Source organism: Micromonospora sp. URMC 105, assembly GCF_051386295.1.
Taxonomy (GTDB): Bacteria; Actinomycetota; Actinomycetes; order Mycobacteriales; family Micromonosporaceae; genus Micromonospora.
Genome location: NZ_JBPQTL010000114.1, coordinates 1 through 17,107 on the forward strand (window position 1 = coordinate 1; position 17,107 = coordinate 17,107).

Annotated in this window: 18 protein-coding genes; 4 read left to right on the forward strand and 14 right to left on the reverse strand. The window is 73.2% G+C overall.

Annotated features, from left to right (window positions below):
- Window positions 1-119 precede the first annotated feature (119 nt).
- Complete coding sequence (locus ACSNN7_RS25560) at window positions 120-479, reverse strand: VOC family protein (RefSeq protein WP_436683489.1); 360 nt, start codon at window positions 477-479, stop codon at window positions 120-122.
- A gap of 160 nt (window positions 480-639) precedes the next feature.
- Here ACSNN7_RS25560 and ACSNN7_RS25565 point away from each other — a divergent pair, with 160 nt between their 5' ends.
- Window positions 640-3,501 carry an aconitate hydratase gene (locus ACSNN7_RS25565; protein ID WP_436683490.1) on the forward strand — a complete coding sequence of 954 codons (2,862 nt, stop codon included), beginning with the start codon at window positions 640-642 and terminating at the stop codon, window positions 3,499-3,501.
- A gap of 76 nt (window positions 3,502-3,577) precedes the next feature.
- On the opposite strand, the gene ACSNN7_RS25570 is transcribed toward ACSNN7_RS25565, so the two are convergent.
- Window positions 3,578-3,874: a hypothetical protein gene (locus ACSNN7_RS25570; RefSeq protein ID WP_436683491.1), complete on the reverse strand. Its 297-nt coding sequence runs from the start codon at window positions 3,872-3,874 to the stop codon at window positions 3,578-3,580.
- The gene (locus ACSNN7_RS25575; protein ID WP_436683492.1) at window positions 3,871-4,302 is read right to left on the reverse strand and encodes a hypothetical protein; all 432 of its coding nucleotides are present in this window, start codon (window positions 4,300-4,302) and stop codon (window positions 3,871-3,873) included. The genes ACSNN7_RS25570 and ACSNN7_RS25575 overlap by 4 nt, the downstream gene beginning before the upstream one ends.
- A gap of 113 nt (window positions 4,303-4,415) precedes the next feature.
- Here ACSNN7_RS25575 and ACSNN7_RS25580 point away from each other — a divergent pair, with 113 nt between their 5' ends.
- Window positions 4,416-5,183 carry a DUF5753 domain-containing protein gene (locus ACSNN7_RS25580; protein WP_436683493.1) on the forward strand — a complete coding sequence of 256 codons (768 nt, stop codon included), beginning with the start codon at window positions 4,416-4,418 and terminating at the stop codon, window positions 5,181-5,183.
- On the forward strand, window positions 5,174-5,362 hold the full coding sequence (locus ACSNN7_RS25585) for a DUF397 domain-containing protein (protein WP_436683494.1): 189 nt from the start codon (window positions 5,174-5,176) through the stop codon (window positions 5,360-5,362). The genes ACSNN7_RS25580 and ACSNN7_RS25585 overlap by 10 nt, the downstream gene beginning before the upstream one ends.
- 144 nt (window positions 5,363-5,506) lie before the next feature.
- Here the strand turns inward: ACSNN7_RS25585 and ACSNN7_RS25590 are convergent, their stop codons facing one another.
- The 8 genes from ACSNN7_RS25590 to ACSNN7_RS25625 all read right to left on the reverse strand — a co-directional run bounded on the left by ACSNN7_RS25590 (window position 5,507) and on the right by ACSNN7_RS25625 (window position 14,603).
- Entirely contained in the window at window positions 5,507-6,109 is a 603-nt protein-coding gene (locus tag ACSNN7_RS25590; protein WP_436683495.1) for a GTP-binding protein, read from the reverse strand.
- Entirely contained in the window at window positions 6,090-6,473 is a 384-nt protein-coding gene (locus ACSNN7_RS25595; protein WP_334457280.1) for a DUF742 domain-containing protein, read from the reverse strand. The genes ACSNN7_RS25590 and ACSNN7_RS25595 overlap by 20 nt, the downstream gene beginning before the upstream one ends.
- A 5-nt stretch (window positions 6,474-6,478) precedes the next feature.
- Entirely contained in the window at window positions 6,479-6,901 is a 423-nt protein-coding gene (locus ACSNN7_RS25600) for a roadblock/LC7 domain-containing protein (protein WP_088961283.1), read from the reverse strand.
- A gap of 85 nt (window positions 6,902-6,986) precedes the next feature.
- Window positions 6,987-9,506, reverse strand: coding sequence for a nitrate- and nitrite sensing domain-containing protein (locus ACSNN7_RS25605; protein ID WP_436683496.1), 2,520 nt, complete (start codon window positions 9,504-9,506; stop codon window positions 6,987-6,989).
- Window positions 9,507-9,600: 94 nt separating this feature from the next.
- A complete protein-coding gene (locus ACSNN7_RS25610; protein ID WP_436683497.1) occupies window positions 9,601-11,211 on the reverse strand; it encodes a prenyltransferase in 1,611 nt (536 codons plus the stop codon).
- Window positions 11,208-12,110: a terpene synthase family protein gene (locus ACSNN7_RS25615; RefSeq protein ID WP_436683498.1), complete on the reverse strand. Its 903-nt coding sequence runs from the start codon at window positions 12,108-12,110 to the stop codon at window positions 11,208-11,210. Before ACSNN7_RS25615 ends, ACSNN7_RS25610 begins: the two co-directional genes overlap by 4 nt.
- Window positions 12,111-12,115: 5 nt before the next feature.
- A complete protein-coding gene (locus ACSNN7_RS25620) occupies window positions 12,116-13,498 on the reverse strand; it encodes a cytochrome P450 (protein WP_436683499.1) in 1,383 nt (460 codons plus the stop codon).
- Between the two features lie 184 nt (window positions 13,499-13,682).
- A complete protein-coding gene (locus ACSNN7_RS25625) occupies window positions 13,683-14,603 on the reverse strand; it encodes an N-acetyltransferase family protein (protein ID WP_436683500.1) in 921 nt (306 codons plus the stop codon).
- Window positions 14,604-14,686: 83 nt separating this feature from the next.
- Between ACSNN7_RS25625 and ACSNN7_RS25630 the strand changes: the two genes are divergently transcribed.
- Window positions 14,687-14,935, forward strand: coding sequence for a DUF2630 family protein (locus ACSNN7_RS25630; protein ID WP_334457294.1), 249 nt, complete (start codon window positions 14,687-14,689; stop codon window positions 14,933-14,935).
- A 76-nt stretch (window positions 14,936-15,011) separates the two neighbouring features.
- Here ACSNN7_RS25630 and ACSNN7_RS25635 read toward each other — a convergent pair whose 3' ends face one another.
- The 3 genes from ACSNN7_RS25635 to ACSNN7_RS25645 form a co-directional block, all read right to left on the reverse strand.
- A complete protein-coding gene (locus tag ACSNN7_RS25635) occupies window positions 15,012-15,941 on the reverse strand; it encodes a serine protein kinase RIO (protein WP_436683501.1) in 930 nt (309 codons plus the stop codon).
- A 169-nt stretch (window positions 15,942-16,110) separates the two neighbouring features.
- Window positions 16,111-16,755: an HAD family hydrolase gene (locus ACSNN7_RS25640; RefSeq protein WP_436683502.1), complete on the reverse strand. Its 645-nt coding sequence runs from the start codon at window positions 16,753-16,755 to the stop codon at window positions 16,111-16,113.
- Between the two features lie 60 nt (window positions 16,756-16,815).
- Window positions 16,816-17,107, reverse strand: a 292-nt coding sequence (locus ACSNN7_RS25645; RefSeq protein WP_436683503.1) for a nitrilase-related carbon-nitrogen hydrolase, incomplete at its 5' end; no start/stop codon positions are given.

A 17,107-nucleotide genomic window follows, 5' to 3' on the forward strand; every position in this document is an offset into this window, starting at 1 on the left:
CGACTGGATCGCCACCCGCGGCTACGCCACCGCCTCCTGACCCACACCACGACGAAGGGCCGGCCCCCACCACGGGGACCGGCCCTTCCGTCATGCCCGGGTGCGGGACGGACGGCGGGTCAGCCGGTGACGGGGGCGACGAACTCCAGGCGGTTGCCGTGCGGGTCCGCGGTGTGGAACCGCCGCATCCCGGGCAGTTCGTCGTCACCCCAGGTGACGGGGTGTCCGGCGGCGACCAGCCGGGCGGCGAGGTCGTCCAGGTCGGGGCGGAGCAGCGCCGGGTGGGCCTTGCGGGCGGGGCGGAAGTCGTCCTCGACGCCGAGGTGCAGCTCCGCGCCGTACCCGGTGAACCAGCAACCACCGCGGGCGGCGAGGGCCGGTGGTTTTGCTTTCTCGGCCAGTCCGAGCAGGCCGGCGTAGAAGGTTCGGGAGGCCTCCTCCGAGCCGCGCGGGCAGGCGAGCAGGACGTGGTGGATCATGGTGGCACCTCCTCGTCCCGAACCCTGGCACGAGGTTGCACTAATAGCAAGACGGACGTACGGTTTTGTTGACGACGAGAATCGGCGGTAAGTGTCACCTAACCTGGGCGGCGCTCCGACCGGTGCGACAGACTGCTCAGGACTACTCACGGTCGCTGGTGTGAAGGAGTACGACGTGGCGAGCCTCGACACCTTCGGTGCGAAGACCCAGCTACGCGTCGGAGACGCGAGCTACGAGATTTTCAGGATTGACAAGGTGGAGGGCCACGACCGGCTGCCCTACAGCTTGAAGGTCCTGCTGGAGAACCTGCTGCGGACCGAGGACGGCGCGAACATCACCGCCGACCACATCCGCCAGCTCGGCGGCTGGGACCCCACCGCCGACCCCAGCGTGGAGATCCAGTTCACCCCGGCGCGGGTGCTCATGCAGGACTTCACCGGCGTGCCCTGCGTCGTGGACCTGGCCACCATGCGGGAGGCCGTCCGCGACCTCGGCGGCGACGCCACCAAGGTCAACCCGCTCGCCCCGGCCGAGCTGGTCATCGACCACTCCGTCATCGCCGACCTGTTCGGCCGCGAGGACGCCTTCGCCCGCAACGTCGAGCTGGAGTACGAGCGCAACAAGGAGCGCTACCAGTTCCTGCGCTGGGGCCAGACCGCCTTCAACGAGTTCAAGGTCGTCCCGCCGGGCACCGGCATCGTGCACCAGGTCAACATCGAGTACCTGGCCCGCACGATCATGGAGCGCAACGGCCAGGCGTACCCGGACACCGTGGTCGGCACCGACTCGCACACCACCATGGTCAACGGCCTGGGCGTGCTGGGCTGGGGCGTCGGCGGCATCGAGGCCGAGGCCGCGATGCTCGGCCAGCCGGTCAGCATGCTGATCCCGCGCGTCGTCGGCTTCAAGCTGCACGGCGAGATGCCGGCCGGCACCACCGCCACCGACCTCGTGCTCACCATCACCGAGATGCTGCGCAAGCACGGCGTGGTCGGCAAGTTCGTCGAATTCTACGGCCCCGGCGTGAGCGCCGTGCCGCTGGCCAACCGCGCCACCATCGGCAACATGTCCCCGGAGTACGGCTCCACCGTCGCGATCTTCCCGATCGACGCCGAGACCGTCCGCTACCTGGAGCTGACCGGCCGCGACCCGCAGCAGGTCGCGCTCGTCGAGGCGTACGCCAAGGAGCAGGGCCTCTGGCACGACCCGGAGCGCGAGCCGGAGTACTCCGAGCGGCTGGAGCTGGACCTCTCCACCATCGAGCCGTCGCTGGCCGGCCCGAAGCGCCCGCAGGACCGGGTGCCGCTGGGCAGCGCCAAGACGCTGTTCCGCTCCGCGCTGACCGACTACGTCGCCGAGGGCGACCTCGGTGGCGAGAAGGAGAAGGACGTCAAGCCGGGCGTACCGCGCGAGCGGCTGCCCCGGGGGGTGGCCGGCCCGGCCGACGAGGCCAGCGCCGAGTCGTTCCCGGCCAGCGACCCGCCCGCCAACGACTACAGCGACCCGAACGACGAGCCGCGCGACCTGGAGACCGCCGCGGTGGGCTCCGGCGGCCGGGCCAGCAACCCGATCCGGGTGACCAGCGCCGACGGCGTCGAGTACGAGCTGGACCACGGCGCGGTGGTGATCGCCGCCATCACCTCCTGCACCAACACCTCGAACCCGCAGGTGATGATCGGCGCCGCGCTGCTCGCCCGCAACGCGGTCGACAAGGGCCTGGCCCGCAAGCCGTGGGTCAAGACCACCCTGGCGCCGGGCTCCAAGGTCGTCATGGACTACTACGACCGCGCCGGCCTCACGCCGTACCTGGACAAGCTCGGCTTCAACCTGGTCGGCTACGGCTGCACCACCTGCATCGGCAACTCCGGCCCGCTGCCGGAGGAGGTCTCCGCCGCGGTCAACGAGGGCGACCTCGCCGTCGTCTCGGTGCTCTCCGGCAACCGGAACTTCGAGGGCCGGATCAACCCGGACGTCAAGATGAACTACCTGGCGTCCCCGCCGCTGGTGGTCGCGTACGCGCTCGCCGGCACGATGGACATCGACCTGGCCAACGAGCCGCTCGGCGAGGACAGCGAGGGCAACCCGGTCTTCCTGCGCGACATCTGGCCGAACAGCGCCGAGATCCAGGACGTCATCGCGCAGGCGATCGGCGCCACCGGCTTCAGCGCCGCGTACGCGGACGTCTTCGCCGGCGACGAGCGCTGGCAGTCGCTGCCCACCCCGACCGGCGACACCTTCGCCTGGGCGGACGACTCCACCTACGTCCGCAAGCCCCCGTACTTCGAGGGCATGCAGCGGGAGCCGAGCGCCGTCGTGGACATCAGCGACGCGCGGGTGCTCGCCAAGCTGGGCGACTCGGTCACCACCGACCACATCTCCCCGGCCGGCTCGATCAAGGCCGACTCCCCCGCCGGCAAGTACCTCGCCGAGCACGGCGTGCCGCGCCACGAGTTCAACTCGTACGGCTCGCGCCGGGGCAACCACGAGGTGATGATCCGGGGCACCTTCGCCAACATCCGGCTGCGCAACCAGCTGGTGCCGGGCGTCGAGGGCGGCTTCACGGTCAACCACCTGACCGGCGAGCAGAGCTCGATCTACGACGCCTCCATGGCGTACCAGGAGGCCGGCGTCCCGCTGGTGATCCTGGCCGGCAAGGAGTACGGCTCCGGCTCGTCGCGCGACTGGGCGGCCAAGGGCACCATGCTGCTCGGCGTCAAGGCGGTCATCGCCGAGTCGTACGAGCGGATCCACCGCTCGAACCTGATCGGCATGGGCGTGCTGCCGCTGCAGTTCCCGGTCGACGTGACGGCGGAGTCGCTCGGCCTCACCGGCACGGAGACCTTCTCCATCACCGGCGTGACCGCGCTCAACGACGGCGACACCCCGCGCACGGTCAAGGTCACCACCGACACCGGCGTGGAGTTCGACGCCGTGGTCCGGATCGACACCCCGGGCGAGGCGGACTACTACCGGCACGGCGGCATCCTGCAGTACGTGCTGCGCCGGATGATCGCCAACTGATTGCGTACCGCCGAAGGGCCGCTTCCCGCGCTTGCGGGGGCGGCCCTTCGGGCATTCTCCGGTCACGCGGCGGGACTCACTCCGATCGGGCCGAGAGCCGCCGGGCCGGTCGGCATCGCGCGGGATCGGTCGACGGCGGTCGAACGTCCCGGCGCACCCCTTCGACCAGCACGAACAGCTCACGCTTAGTGGTCGCGAGACCCTGGGAGTCAAGCTGGTAGCCCTCGATCCAGGTCCACCCGTGGGGCGGGTGCCGGTCACGGATCTCGCGGATCACGCGGACGACGATCGGCGCCACGAACTGGGGGGAGGCGGCCCGGGACAGCACGACGACGTCGCCGCCACCGAACCTCGGGCGCGGGCCGCTGCTCATCGCAGCCTCAACGCGACCGCGCGGGCCTCCTCATCGGTGAGGGGCAGGAACCAGAGGAAGCGGCGGACGATGGCGATCGGGTCCGGGCCGCCGGGCTGGCCCCGAAGGTCGCGGATCGCATGGCGGGTGATCCGGGAGAACTCGGGGATCAGGGTCGCCCGCCGGGACGCGTCCGTCGGGGTCGCGCGCAGCGTCGGACAGGGCCAGTCCCGACCGCAGGTGGCGCACCGCCACCACGGGCCGCTCGCGGTGTGCGCGGCGAGCGGGCCACTCCCGGTCCGCCAGCGCGACGCGGGGACGACGTTCGTCACCCCGCCGGTGCCACGGTACGCGGGAATGGGCGGCCTGGTCGGCTCGGGCACGGTCGGGTGGGCCGGCGGCGCGGTGTTCCTCGGCTTCGGAACTGGCCGTGGCTTGTCCTCAGGCATCGTCTTTTGCTCCTCGACATCGACTAACCCGCAGCTTGCCGAGGGTCGTTAGACAATCACACAGCGTTCGCTAATCTTCTTCGGACGGTTGTTTTGTTCCTGAGAGGACAGGCATGAACCATGCGTTTGTCGCCGCGCTGGCCGAGGCGGGCCACACGGCCGAGAGCCTGGCGGGGCACCTGGGGGTGCACCCGAAGACCGTCGCCCGGTGGGCCAACCCGGGGCACACCCCGCAGAGCCGGCACCGCGTCACGGTCGCGAACCTCCTCGGACAGCACCCCGACACGCTCTGGCCGGACGCGGCTCACCGGCGCGAGCCCGTGTGGTCCCGGCCCTGGGTCGACATCGAGCGTGACGCCGTCGCACTGCGGGCGTTTCAACTCGCCTGGGTTCCCGGCCTGCTGCAAACCGAGGCGTACGCGCGCGCCACGTTCATCGGCCAACCGCTCACGCCGGAGGAGATCGCCAATTTGGTCGCGGCACGGATGGATCGGCAGGCGATCCTCACTCGCGAACGAGCGCCCTTGTTCGTCGCGGTGGTCGACGAGCAGATCCTTCGGCGCCCGGCCGCCGGGGACCGTCAACTGATGGCCGCTCAACTGTCCCACCTCGTGGCCTGCGCCGACCTGCCCAACGTTCAGCTACACGTGGTTCCGCTCGACACATCGACGTATCCCGGGTTGGACGGACCCTTCACGCTCGCGGAGCTACCGGACGGGACGCGGGTCGGGCACGTCGACAGTCAGGCCCGTGCGCAGATAATCGAGCAAGCGTCCGAAATTGCTACGCTGGAACGACGATGGGAACGCATCCGGGGCGAGGCTCTTCCCCGCGGGCGATCCTTGGACCTCCTGAGAGAAGCGGCAGCAGCATGGACCTGAGCGGTGCCCGGTGGCGCAAGAGCACGAAGAGCGGCGGCAACGGTGGCGACTGCGTCGAGGTCGCGGACAACCTCGCGGGCGTCGTGGGCGTACGCGACTCCAAGGACCCCGCCGGTCCGGCCCTCACCTTCACACCGGCCGCCTGGCGGCGGTTCATGGAGACCACCAAGCGCGGCTGATCCGTCTACTCCGAACGGCCCCCGGCGGACCGCCGGGGGCCGTCGACGTTCCCGGTCGCGTACCCGTGTATGCGAGTTGCGGCGTGTGGCGGTATCCGGGTTACCGGACACCGCCACACGCCGCAATCGGGTCGATCGAGGCGGTCAGTCCGCCCGGCGTCGGGCGTCGCGGGTCTTCATCGCGTGCTCCAGGAGGGTGACCAGCACGTCCCGGCTGGACTCCCGCTGGCGGGCGTCGCAGAGCAGCACCGGCACACCCGGGTCCAGGTTCAGCGCCGCCTGCACCTCGTCCAGCTGGTAGCGCCGGGAGTCCTCGAAGCAGTTCACCGCCACCACGAACGGGGTGCCCCGCTCCTCGAAATAGTCGATTGAGGGGAAGCAGTCGGCCAGCCGGCGGGTGTCGGCCAGCACCACCGCCCCGATCGCGCCCAGGGCCAGCTCGTCCCAGACGAACCAGAACCGGTCCTGACCGGGGGTGCCGAAGAGGTAGAGCACCAGATCGTCGCTGATCGTGATCCGGCCGAAGTCCATCGCCACCGTGGTGGTGGTCTTGTCCTCCACGCCGGCCAGGTCGTCGACCCCGATGCCCGTCTCGGTCAGCACCTCCTCGGTGCGCAGTGGTCTGGTCTCGCTCACCGCACCGACCATGGTCGTCTTGCCCGCGCCGAACCCTCCGGCGATCAGGATCTTGATCGCGGTGGGCAGCGGCGGCGCGTCGGCCGGCCGCTCAGAGTGCCCGTAGTCCATTGATCACCGCCTCGAAGACGCTTTCGTCAGGTAGGCCGGCGCTGCCGCGCGGCGGCCGCACCACCACCAGTTCACGGGCCATCAGGTCGCCCAGGAGGACCCGGACGGTCCCCACCGGCAGGTCCAGATGGGCGGCGACCTCCGCCACGGACTGCATCCGCTGGCAGAGCGCGACGATCGCCAGGTGTTCCGGGCCCAGCCCGGAGTCCGAGCCGGCGTCCGCACGGGTCGCCGTCACCAGGGAGATCAGGTCGAACGTGCCGGTGACCGGGCGGGCCCGGCCGCGAGTGACCGCGTACGGCCGGACCACCGGCCCGGCGTGGTCGTCCACCCACCTGTCCTCGGAACCGCCCCCGACCGTCATCGCCGCTACTTCCCGCCGGCCGGCTGGTCGAGCCCTCGGGTGGGCGACGCGACGAACTTGCCCACCCGGGTCACCAGCATCGCCATCTCGTAGGCGATCAGTCCGACGTCGGCGTCCTCGGCGGCGAGCACCGCCAGGCAGGCGTTGCGCCCAGCCGCCGTGACGAAGAGGAACGACGACTGCATCTCGATGATGGTCTGCTGGACCTGTCCGCCGCCGAACCGCTTGCCCGCACCTCGGGCCAGGCTCTGGATCCCGGCCGCCATCGCCGCCAGGTGCTCACCGTCGTCCCGGCTCAGCCCCCGCGACGAGGCCATCAGCAGGCCGTCGGAGGAGAGCGCCACGGCGTGTTCGGCCTGCTTCACCCGACCGACCAGATCGTCCAGCAGCCACGTCAGGTCGGCACTCGAAGCCGTCTTCTGCCCCACTCGTCGTCCTCTTCTCCCCCGGCTGGTGTCGCCGTACGTCGGTGTTGCCGTGCCCCGCGCGCGGTCGTTTCTCCTCGCGCGGCCGTCAGGTCGCCTGCCCGTCCCCGTCCTCCGGCCCGTTGCCGGCCCGCGCCCCGGTGGCGGCGCCTCCCAGCAGGCGGGCGGCATCGGTCCGGCCCCGCCGGGTGCCCGTCTGGTAGGAGCTCATCATCCGGCGCACCTGCTCCGGCGGGCGCGCCGTCTCCTCGTCGGTATCCTCCGCCGCCTGCTCGGCGCGCAGCTCCGGCGCGATGTTGGCCTGCCGTACCCGCACCGGTAGGCCGGAGTCGGTCACCCGGCCGTCAGCGCCGGCGGGCGTGCCGTCCTCGGTGGCGGGCGTGCGGTCCTCGGTGGCGGCGTTCGGCACGGCCGCCTCGACCGGGGTCGGGGCGGCGGCGGGCCGCGGCGGCGCGGCGGGCCGGGCCACCGTGGTCGGCAGGCCGGTCGGCACGGTGGGGCCGGTCAGGGCGCCCTGGGCGGGCCGGGTCCGCGACCGGGTGGGCAGGCCCGACGCGGACGGCGACGGCGCGGTCCCGGCCCGGGCCGGCGGCGCAGTGTCCACCCGCTCGCCGTCCGCGGTGTCCCGGTCGGCCGCCGGGGCCCCTGCCGTCGGCGCGCCCTGGCCGGCGGCGAGCGGCGGGGCCGACCCGGTGCCGACCGGGAAACCGCCGGAGGTGTTCGCGTCCTGGCCGCTCTGCACCAGGTCGAGCGGGATCAGCACGACCGCCGTCGTGCCGCCGTACGCGGACTCCTTGAGCTGCACCTTCACGCCGTGCCGCTCGGTCAGCCGGCTGACCACGTAGAGGCCGAGCCGGGAGGCGTTGGCCAGGTTCAGCTCGGAGCGGTCCACGATGCGGTGGTTGGCGGCGGCCAGGTCCTCCTCGGTCATGCCGAGGCCCCGGTCCTCGATCTCGATGGCGAAGCCGTTGGCCACCAGCTGGCCCCGTACCTCCACCGAGGTGTGCGGCGGCGAGAAGCTGAGCCCGTTCTCGATCAGCTCGGCCAGCAGGTGGATGACGTCGCCGACCGCCCGGCCGGCGAGCGAGACGGAACCCAGCGGCAGCACGTTGACCCGGGTGTAGTCCTCGACCTCGGCGACCGCCCCGCGCACCACGTCCACCATGGGCACGTTCCGCCGCCAGGCACGACCCGGGGTCGAGCCGGAGAGCACGATCAGGTTCTCGGCGTTGCGCCGCATCCGGGTGGCCAGGTGGTCGACCCGGAACAGGTCCTCCAGCTCCGCGGCGTCGTGCTCCCGGCGCTCCATCGCGTCGAGCAGGGTGAGCTGACGGTGGACCAGCGCCTGGGTACGCCGGGCCAGGCTGAGGAACACCTCGCGGACGTTGCGGCGCAGCTCGGCCTGCTCCACCGCGGTCCGTACGGCGGTCTCCTGCACCACGTTGAAGGCCTTGCCCACCTGGCCGATCTCGTCGTCGCCGAACTCCAGCGGTGGCGCCTCCTTGGCCACGTCGACCTGCTCGCCGCGACCGAGCCGCTCCACCACCCCGGGCAGTCGCTCGTTGGCCAGCCGGAAGGCGGCCTCGCGCAGCCGTTCCAGCTGACGGACCAGGGCGCGGGCGGTGGTGATCGAGACGATCACCGAGGCGATGACGGCGATCAGGCCCAGGCCGGCGGCGAGCACCATCCGGATGATCACCCAGATCGCCACCGGGGTGGCCCGGTCGACCAGCGCGTCGCCGCTGGCCAGCACCGCGGCCTCCTGCTCCTGCAACGCCGGGGCGATGGCGGCCTGCCAGTCGTCGGCCTCGACGGGCAGCGGCGCGTTCGGGCGGCCGTCACGGACCAGCCGGTCCTCCATCGACCGCAGTCGGACGAAGGACTGCCCGTCGATCATCCGCATGTAGCGTTCGCGGTCGGCGTCGGGCAGCTCGGCCAGCGCCTCGCCGGCGAGGAACCGTTGCGCGCCGACCAGGTGGGCGAACTGGGCGTACTCCCGGTCGTTGATCCGCCCGGCGGCGGCCACCCCGGCGAAGAGGGCGTCCTCCTGCGACATCAGCTCCCGCACCCGGAACAGCTGGGTCAGCGTGGCGGTGTCCTTGGCGATCTGCTCGTCGTCCAGTTTGCCCAGGGAGGCGTACACCCGGAACAGCGAGTTGAGCACCCCGGTGTACGAGTCGACGGCGCCGGCCCGGTCGACGGAGCGGGTGGCCACCGCGTCCCGCACCGCGCCCAGGTCGTCCAGCCGGGTGACCACCTCGTCGACCCGCTCCACCAGCTCGTCGCTGGAGGCAAGCCGGGCCCGCGAGCTGCGGGCCGACTCGGCGAAGTCGGCGGCCCGCTCCTCGCTGCGCCGGCGCTGCTCGCGCAGCTGTTCCGCCTGCTCCGGGCTCGGGCGGCCGAGGTAGGCCGCCGACATCCGGCGTTCCCGCTGGAGTTCGGTGAGCAGCGACTCGCTCGGCTCGGCGACCTGCGCGTCGAGCGTCTGCACGCCGAGCACGTTGAGACCGTCGCGCAGGGTCACCCAGGCCGCGAAAGCCCAGAGCGCGGCCAGCGAGACCAGCAGGGCCACAACCTTGGTGCGCAGACTTGCACTGCGGGAACCCATCACACCCGTCCCTCGCCGGTCCTGATTCACGTTTCGGATTGGCCGAAAGCGCGACGCCGGCCCCGGCGCACGCTAGCAGTGTCCGGAAGTTCACTCAAGCAGTGCAGACCCGGGGGCCGTTGGGGTATGGACCCCCACCGCGCAGCCGGTCGCCGGCCGACTTGCACGCGGCGACCAGGGCGGCCCGGACGATCTGTCCAGGATGATACAGATCCTTGTCATGCCACAGTGGAGGGTGGTTGCGCTCGCCGTCCAGCTGGGACAATCGGCCGGCCGCCGCGGCCACGGCCGCGTCGACCGAGGGCGAGGGCCGGCCCGCCAGAAGCACGAGCAGGCCGTACGCGGTCTCCTCCGCCGTACCGGCCCACCGCCCCCAGGAGCCGTCGGGTTGCTGGCTGTCGAGCACCCAGCCGACCGCCCGCTCCACCGCCGGCCGGGCCGACGGACCGCCGTGGTCGCGCAGGGCGAGCACCGCGCAGCAGGTGGCGTAGTAGGGCGAGGCGTGCCAGCGGTCGGACCACCGGCCGTCGGCCTCCTGCCGGTCGAGCAGCCAGCCGGTGAGCCGGCGCACGACTCCCGCCGCTCGGGGGCCACCGTCGCCGAGCTGCCCGCCCAGCGCCTCCAGCACGTGCGCGTTGGTGGTCACCGACGCGCCGTTCTCCCCCTGCCAGGTGCAGAAGTGCTGGCCGGTGTCGTACCCGGCCAGGCACGCCGGGTCGGCCGGCCAACCCAGCAGGGCCAGCGCGTACAGGGTTACCGCGGTGGTGTCCGCGTCGGTGGGCAGGCCCGGCCCGGTCGCCGCACCGGCCGGGCCGAGCGCGGCCCGCAGCTCGGCCCGGACCCCGGCCGGCACCGACAGGGGTACGCCGACCCGGGCCAGGGTGGCGAGCACCCAGGAGCGTTCGAAGACGGTGATCGGGGTGGCGCAGGGCACCGGTCCCCCGTGCTCGGCGATCGCCTGGCGCAGGTAGTCCACGCTGGCCGCTGGGCTCCCGTCGGGGCCGCCGAGCCAGGCGGCGGTGGCGGCCGGGGAGGCGCCGACCGCGCCCGACCCGGTGGGGGTCACGGTGGGCAGCCGCCGCGCCGCCGGGCCGAGGACCTCCAGCGCGTGCAGCAGCTTCGGCGGCATCGGACGGCCGGACCGGGCGAGCAGGCGTACCCGGTCGAGGCGCTGCGAGTCCATGCCGGCCGGCAGCGGCGGCGGGCCGACGCCGCGCCACTCGGCGAGCGCCGTCGGCGGCTCGGCCAGCCGGTCACCGATCCGCTCGACCAGCGCCGGGACGATCAGGTCCACGGCCGGCAGGTCCGGTACGGGGTACGTCGCCGGGCCGGCCGCCCGGTCGTACAGCAGGCGCAGCGCCCGGTCCACGGCGTTGCGTACGCCGTCGTGGGACCAGCCGCCGGGGGTGTCCGGCTCCAGCACGGCGAGCAGCCCCTCGACGGCGCTCAGCGTGGGCACCAGCCCATAGCCCTCCGGCCCGCCCCAGCCGCCGTCCGGGCGCTGCCCGGCGAGCAGGAAGCGGACCCGTTCGGCGTGCTGCGGCAGCCAGGGCGCCAGGGAGACCAACCGGCCGGTCTCGTACGGCGACGCCGACGTACGGCCCGCCGGACGGACGGTCAGCCCGGCGACCAGTTCGCCCGCCGCCATCGCGTACCCGGGATCCTCCGGTGGTGCGGCGTCCCGGGCCAGAGCCTCCGTGCTCACGCCACCCCCCAGAAGTCGGTCGACCGGTAGAAGCCGCTGGTGTAGCCGAGCTGCCGGGTCAGGTAGGCCACCTCCCGGGGGCAGTCGGCGCGCAGCTGGTCGAGGAGCTCGGTGGCCCGCCCGAGAAGGCCGGTCAGCTCCCGCTCGACGACGGCCCGGTCCTCGACCAGCATGATCGCGTTGAGGTCGCCCCAGCGCAGGTCCCGCTCATAGGTGGCCAGGTCGTTGACCAGCCGCAGGGCGCGTTGCACCGCGTCGCTGGCGGTGACCAGCCGGCCGAGCCGGTCGGGCGCGTCCGCGCCGCCGACGGAGATCCAGTGCGCCACGTTCACCACGGTGCAGGCCAGGTTGTCGGCGTTGGCCAGGTAGTCGGCGAGCGTCGGCAGCGGCAGCGCTCCGTCGCGGCCGGCCGCCCGCCAGTGCCACTCGCGCCGCATCGCCTCCAGCGTCCGGCACACCGCCTCCCGCCACGCCCCGCCCTGCCTGCCGAAGGCCGGTGCGGTCGCCAGGTCGGCGCGGAGGCCGGCGAGGAATTGACCCAGCGGGTCGTCCGCCGCCGCCGGCGCCCCGGCGGCGACCGCGAGCTGCCGTTGCACCAGCTGGTCGACTTCGGCGGCGGAGGTGGCCAGGTGGTCCACCTGCCAGTCCAGCGCGAACCCCCAGAGCACCGCCCGGTTGGTCAATCGCAGCTCGGCGGCGTCGCACCAGGGGGCGCTGAACGCGATGGCCAGGGCGACACTGCTGGCCAGGGCGGCGTCGAAGGGCCCGGCGGCGAAGAGGTCCGGATGGGCGGCGAGGCAGCGTTGCAGGTCCCGCTGGCCCTGCGCGGCGAGGGCGCAGATCCGCCCGTGCTCGGCGGCCTCCCGCAGCTCGTCGACCGCCCGTACGTCAGGTGCCACGGCGGTCAGGCCAGGGCCGGTTGCCGGTGCGGGGTGAGCATCAGCGGCACCGGCCCCCCGGCTCGCAGTGTCGCTGCGAGCTGCGGGGCCGGCATCCCGGGCTCGCAGAGCCGGTACCGGAACCGGCTGAACAGGGTCGCCAGGATCAGCGTCGCCTTCAGCTGGAACAGGTACTGCCCGATGCACTGGTGGGCGCCGCCGCCGAACGGGAAGTAGGCGTACCGGTGCACGCGCCGGGGCGCGTCGGGGGCGAAGCGCTCCGGGTCGAAGACCTCCGGGCGGTCCCAGAACCGGGCCAGCCGCTGGGTGACGTAGGGGCTGAGGGCGATCGTCGCGCCGGCGGAGATCCGGGTGCCGCCGATGACGTCGTCGGCGACCGCCGTCCGCGGGACCAGCCACGCCGACGGATAGGCGCGGAGCAGCTCGTCCAGCACCATCCGGGTGTAGCGCAGCTCGCCGACCTGCTCCCGGGTGACCACGTCGCCGGAGCCGACCACCCGGTCGATCTCCTCGTAGAGCCGGGCGGCGACGTCGGGCACCTGCTCCAGCAGCGGGAAGAGCCAGGTGAGCACCGTGTAGGTGGTCTCGGTGGTGGTGGCGAAGGTGGACACCACGTCGTCGCGGACCCGCCGCTCGTCCAGCTTGTTGCCGTCGGCGTCCCTGGCCCGGGCCAGCGCGGCGAGGATGTCGTCGCCGCCCTCGGGGCGGGCGCGCTCGGCGCGGATCATCGGGAGCAGGATCTCGTCGATGTTCCGGACGGCCCGACGGAAGGCCCGGTCGCCGGGCATCGGCACGGCGTCCGGCAGGAACGGGGCGAGCAGCCGGAACCGCAGCGCGGTCGCGACGGTGTTCTGCTCGACGACCACCCGTCTGGCGTCGGCAGTGTCGATCTTGGCGCCGAAGAAGACCCGGCTGACGGCCGCGCAGATGATCCGGGAGACCTCGGCGGCCGCGTCGACCCGGGTGCCGTCGCGTGCCGGGCCGGCCAACTCGTCCACGGCGTCACTGATCGCCCGGCTCATGTCGGCCACGGCGGCGTCGAGCCGCTTGGGGGTGAAGTGCGGCTGGAGCCGCCGCCGGCTCGCCTCCCACGTCGGGCCCTCGGAGAGGATTCCGTCGCCGCCCACCTTCCGGACCGACCGCCACAGCATGCTGTCGCCGGCCCGGGTGTAGTTCGCGGCATTGTCCCGCAGCACGTGCTGGACGTGCGCCGGCTCGGTGACCAGGTACGGCCGGATGGTGCCCAGGTTCAGTCGGACGACCTGCCCGGGTGCGGCGTCGGCGAGCCCGACCAGGGTGGCCAGTGGGTCCCGGAGCAGCCCGGGCAGCGTGCGGCGCAGCGGGGCGACGTACGGTTTGCGGGGTACGGGGGCGGTCGATTCAGTCATGGCTCACCTGCACGGGGGTCCTCCTCCGGCGACGCACCCGCCTTGCGCTGCGTGCATCCGTGGTGATCGCGCGTGACGGTTCCGGTGAGCATGTCACCGATGAAAGACCTTTTCCAGATCTTGCGTCCGGAGGAATTCTCACAGTCAACGAAATCCGTCCACCGTGCACTGTCCGGGGAGGACCTCAGCCCGACAGATCCCGCAGGTAACGCCACTCGGCGGCGACCGGCCGGTAGCCCAGCCGGCGGTTGAGCGTGAGCATGGCCACGTTGCCGGCGTCGTTGCTGGTGTACGCGTACCGCAGCCCCGCCGCGCGGGCCCGGCTCAGCGAGCGCTGCTTGACCGCCCGGGCCAGCCCCCGGCCGCGGTGTTCGCGCCGGGTGCCGGTCATCCCCGACCGGTAGCGGTCCCGCCGGTCGGTGATCGCGAAGCCGAACGCGAGCACCTCCCCGTCCCGCACCGCCACCGTGGTCAGGTCCCGGTCCAGGTCGGGGCGCTCCCAGTAGGCGGTTCGCCAGTCGGCGTAGCTGATCTCGTCCATCGTCACCTCGCCCGGCTCGTCCCGGGAGGCGTCCAGGTCCGCCAGGTAGAGCGGGTACGGATCGGGCAGGTCGGCCGCGGCGAGCAGCCGTACCCCGGCCGGCAGCGCCGCCGCCGCGGACAGGTCCGCCTCGGTGAGGTCCAGCAGCAGGAACGTCGCCCGCCGCCCGCGCCGGTAGCCGCGCCGCTCGGCGAAGCCGGTGCTGGCCGGGTCGTCGGCCACCTTGGCGTACGCGGCCACGGCCCCCAGTCCGGCGAGCCGCTGCTCGGCGGCGGCCAGCAGGGCGGCGCCCGCGCCGCCGCCGCGCCGCCGCGGGTGCACGGTGAGGTTGACGAAGCCCAGCCCCGGATCGGCGCTCTCGTGCAGCAGCCCGGTCAGCGCCGTGCCCACCACCCCCTCGGCGCCCGCGGCGACCAGCACCCCGAACCGTTCCGCCGCGGGCGCGCCGGTGAGGCGCCAGCCCAGCCACTCCTCGGTGATCATCTGGTACGGCGCGGCGGCGGCCAGCAGCTCGACGACCGCCGGCACGTCAGCGGGTCGCAGCGGGCGTACGACAGGGGTCATGGTGGGGCAACCTACCTCGGCGCGGCCGGGCCCGGGGGGTGCGAATCCGGGCGCGGCGGGGCACCCTGTGCCAGGCTCAGGGCATGGACGACACCACCATCCTGAACCGGATCTCGGAACTCGTCGACGAGGAGCACCGGCTGCGTTCCGCGGCGCAGGCCAACGAGTCCGGCACCGACGACGAGGCACGTGACCGGCTGCGCGCGCTGGAGGAGTCCCTGGACCAGTGCTGGGACCTGCTGCGTCGCCGGCGGGCGGCCCGCAGCGCGCACGGCGACCCGGACGCCCAGGGCGAGCGGCCGATTCCGGCGGTCGAGCGCTACCTGCAGTAGACCGGCCCGCCGCACGGGCGGCACCCGGTCCGGTGACGCCCCGGACGGTCACCGGACCGTCCGGGGCGTACCGGGATCAGCGGATGCCCGCCTCGTGCAGGAGCAGACCGGTCAGCTCGGCCGGGTCGGCCCCGGCCGCCGGCAGCCCCCGCGCGGTGAACCAGGCGGCGACCACCTTCACGTCCCGGGCCAGGAACTCCGGGCCCTGCGGGTTGGCCACCACGTCGACCACCTGCGGCAGATCGATCATGACGAGGCGGCCCCGGTGCACCAGCAGGTTGTACGGGGACAGGTCGCCGTGGGCGTACCCGGCGCGAGCGAGCACCACCAGGGCGTCCACCAGCTGCTCCCACAGCGAGCGCAGCTCGCCCGCCTCGGGGCGCAGCTGGGCCAGCCGGGGCGCCGCCGCCCCCTCGTCGGCGTCGCCGACGAACTCCAGCATCAGCTCGGTGCCGATCAGCTGGACCGGGTAGGGCACGGCGATCCGCCCGGAGGCGGCCCCGATCTCCCAGAGCCGGCTGAGGGCGGCGAACTCCGCCGCGGCCCACTGCCCGGCGATCATCTGCCGGCCGAAGGCGGTACGCCCGGCCATCGCCCGGTTCTCCCGGGACCGGCGGACCCGGCGCCCCTCCAGGTAGCCGGCGTCGCGGTGGAAGAGCCGGTGCTGGGCGTCCCGGTAGCGCTTGACGGCCAGCAGGCAGGAGCGATCGGTGTCCGGCACCGCGCGGCGGACGAGGTGGACGTCCGCCTCCTTGCCGGTCTTGAGCACACCGAGCTCGGTGTCCCGGGCGGCCAGTTCGGTGACCAGCCACTCGGGGTGGGGTTCGGGGCCGTGGACGGCCTCGTCCCAGGAGGACCAGCGGTCCTCCGGTTCGGGCTCGTCGTCGGGCTCGACGAGGGCCGGCTCGGTGGGCCGGCCGTGCCTCAGGAAGTGTGGTTCGTCGTCGTCGAAGCGGCTCTTGCCGCGGCCACGGCGCTGCGGCGCCGGGAGGTCGTGTTCGCGCACGGAAGTGGTGATCCCTTGATCGAGGCTGATGGAGGCAGGTGGAACGACCCTGCAAAGACGGCCATGACCGACCTCCTTCTCCTCGACCGGGCTCGACCCGGCTGCGCCGTACGCGCGGCCACCATGCTGTCGGCAGCGGCGACCGGGGTCAACCGAATTACGGCGCCCGTCAGCCGGCGAGCACGGTGGCGACCGCCGCGATCAGCGAGTCGACGGTGCGGGTCGGGGCGAACCGGTTGTCCGGCCAGGGGCGTCCCCGGTGCAGCCAGACGCTGGGCAGCCCGACGGCGGCGGCCCCGCCGATGTCCGCCTCGGGGCTGTCCCCCACCACCCACGCCCCGCGCAGCGGCATCCGGGCCCGCTGGGCGGCCAGCGCGAAGATCCTCGGGTTGGGCTTGCTGACCCCGGCCTCCTCAGAGATCACCCAGTCGGCGACGTAGCGGTCCAGCCCGGTCTGCCGGATCTTGGCGTCCTGCTGGCGGACCGAGCCGTTGGTGACCACCACCGGCACCCAGCCGGCGTCGTCGGCGATCCGCAGCGCGCAGGCGACCAGCGGATCGAGGCGGGTGTTCGCCACCACCCCGTCGTGCAGCTCCTCGACCAGGTCGATGGAGGGGATGCGCAGCGCGTACCGGTCGCGGATGGCGTCGGCGACGTCCCACCGGTCGGTGAGCCCGTCGGCGTCGATGGAGAGCAGCCAGTCGATGTCGGTGTGCGGCGCGCCGATGCTGTCCAGGAACCGCTCACCCCAGGCGCGGAACGGACCCGCCCGGTCGAGCAGGGTGTTGTCCAGGTCGAGCAGGAGCAGCGGCACGCGGGCACCTTACGGGAGAGGGGAGCGCCGTCGACAGGGCCGAGCGGTCGGCGACGTCCGTCAGGCCGGCAGCGCCGTTCGGGGGAGCCCCTGGTCGGCGGGTCGGTCGGCGAGCATGGAGTGGGCCGCGCGGGTGGCCGCCAGCGCGGCCGGGTCCAGGGTGGCGACCAGCACGGCCTCGCCCTCGTCGGCGCCGCGCACCAGCGGCCGTCCCTGCGGGTCGTAGACCGCCGCGCCACCGTTGAACCGCCACGGGTCCGCGCCTCCGACGGCGTTGGCGAAGACGACGTACATGGTGTTGTCCAGGGCCCGGGCGGCGTAGTAGAGGTCGCGCCGGTGCGCCGACCCGGTC